The sequence below is a fragment of the Streptomyces sp. NPDC043854 genome, from assembly GCF_056436005.1.
The window spans coordinates 1-2,178 of the sequence record NZ_JBWKDK010000130.1; the positions used below are offsets into that span (position 1 = coordinate 1).

1 protein-coding gene and 2 pseudogenes are annotated in these 2,178 nt (G+C 68.1%); 2 read left to right on the forward strand and 1 reads right to left on the reverse strand.

Annotation, left to right across the window (positions count from 1 at the left end; all coding sequences use genetic code 11):
* Positions 1-152 precede the first annotated feature (152 nt).
* Both AC068A_RS37280 and AC068A_RS37285 read left to right on the forward strand, forming a co-directional pair.
* A complete protein-coding gene (locus AC068A_RS37280) occupies positions 153-611 on the forward strand; it encodes a class I SAM-dependent methyltransferase (RefSeq protein ID WP_478590739.1) in 459 nt (152 codons plus the stop codon).
* A gap of 141 nt (positions 612-752) precedes the next feature.
* A pseudogene (locus AC068A_RS37285) lies at positions 753-912 on the forward strand (IS701 family transposase); the annotation flags it as partial.
* A 295-nt stretch (positions 913-1,207) separates the two neighbouring features.
* On the opposite strand, the pseudogene AC068A_RS37290 reads toward AC068A_RS37285, so the two are convergent.
* Positions 1,208-1,547 (reverse strand): annotated as a pseudogene (locus AC068A_RS37290) (ISAzo13 family transposase); the annotation flags it as partial.
* Between the last annotated feature and the right edge of the window lie 631 nt (positions 1,548-2,178).

Genomic DNA, 2,178 nt, shown 5'->3' on the forward strand with positions numbered 1-2,178 from the left:
TCCTTCTTTCTTCTCCCCCTTCCCCCCTAGGGCGCGGGTGACGGCCCCGCGCGGCTCACGTTCTTTCCCCCCCCCCCTCCCCCCCAACACCCCCCCCCCCCCCCCTCGGCTGCCCCCTCCAACCCCAGTTCCCCGCCGCCAAAACGGTCTCCGTGGGCGAGTGGCGGGACAAAGTGCGGTCGTACGCGGCCCTGGGTGACCGCGCGGCGCTGGAGGTGGGAGCGGGGACCGGCAAGTCCACGGTGCTGTTCGCGGCGGCGGTCACACCGCTGGAGTGCATCGAGCCTGACCCGCGTATGGCGGAGGTGCTGCGCCGCAACACCGCGAACTATCCCGGGGAGAGGGTGCACGTCGGCGCTTTCGAGGACTGGCAGCCCGAGGGCCGTCGCTTCGGCCTGGTCTTGGCTGCTACGTCCTGGCACTGGACGGATCCGGAGCGGCGTTGGGGCCTGGTGCACGATGCGCTTGCGCCGGGCGGCGCGTTGGCGTTGTTCTGGAACCCGCAGGGGGGCCGCGACAATGATGTGCATGCTGCCCAGGTCCTGAACGCCCACGGCGGCGGCATCTCCATGGTCTTGTTCAGTGACCTCTTCCTCGCCCGGGTGCGGTGAGCCGGTCCACCGAAGCAGGGGCCCGGCCGATGGTGCTCGACCACGTGATCACCAGAGGTTGTGCGGACTCCTGAGGATTGCGCGATGGCCGCGGGCAGTGGCATTGCCCCGGCCCGCTGGCAGGCGATGTTCGACCAGGCCATGGCTCGTATCGCGAACCGGTTGCGGCGAGTGGAGCCGCACACGACGGCCCGTGCCTACGTTTTCGACCACCTCGGCGCCGACGACGTCGGTGCTGATCGTCGATGAGACCGGATTCCTGAAGAAGGGGTCCGCTCCGACAGGTGTGCAGCGACCGTACGTCTTTGGCGGGAGGATGACGCCTGCCGCGCCTGTGTGGTCGTAGGGGTGTTCCAGTGCCGGGAGTTGACGGCCGGCGGGCTCGACGGTGTGCTCATCGCATTCAGGAGTTGGCGGATGTCGCTGATGCGCGCCTGTTGATTGTCCCGGGGCAGACTCCGAAGAGGGTGGCGATGGCGAGCGGAGGCAGAGCAAGTCGGAGGTGGAGGAGGGCGTCCATCTGCCGGTCGTCGATCCGAACTCCGGTCTCGTAGGCGGTGGTATCGAGTTCGGCGTGCACCGTCAGCCCGGTGCGGGGTGGTCGTCCCGGAGCGGGACATCGGATCGCCCCGCATGTCCGGCTCGACGAGCACCGGCAGGGCGGGCGGCAGTCCAGGATCAAGTTCCACCGCGCGTTTGCGGCCTCCGCCTTACCGGCGGGCCCGACCCAACGGAGTTGCCCCGAAGTCCAGTTCAGCTACTTCACGGGACACGGCGCCCTCACCCCCACCTCCGTCGCACGAGCCACCGTCCGGATCCCGTCATGCCCAGCGAACGGGCCTCTGTCCCTATGGCCAACCGGCGCTGACGCGCGTCCAGATGCGGGAAGAACGCCTGGAACTCCGCAGCCAGAGCCGCCTCAACCTTTGGGTCGATGAGCCATCAGGGAAGCAAAGGCCTGTGGGCGAGGTCGTCCACCGACTCGGCGCGGGCTGCGTGCGGGTGTTGCTCGAGGCCGGCCTTGAGGAGTTCCTCGGGGTTGGGCTGTCAGCCAGGCGCGGTCGAGGCCTGCAAACAGCTCGGGAGCAGGCAGAAGACGGGATGCCAGTGGCGAGCGGAGAGCGGAGAGCGGTGGCTCCCGTCCGTGTCCCTCCCGGAGACTTCGTGCTCGGGCCCGCTATCTGTCGCTGTGGAACGCAAGCGGATCGCCACCCTGCGCGAACGCGGCCTGAACGACCGGGAGATAGCCGAGCGGCTCGGTGCCCAAGCGCACCGACCTGTCGAATCCAGGTTCAGCAACCTGCCCCGAAAGACGCTTGGTTGGCAGGCACCCCTCACTCGCCTTCGCCGCCTCTGGCACCACGAGACCAGCAATGTTGCGATGATCACGCGAATCCGCCGGGTCGTTCCACTGGGTCGGCGGGGGTTTTCGGCTGCTCCTCGTTCAGGGCGAGTGTCCGGTGGTTCTGATCGGTTGGTCGATGTCGGTGGTCGGCTCGAGGGCTGGATTGCTGAACTGTGTGCCGCTGGTGCCGTTCTGTCCTGTTGATGAACTCCCGTTGATAGC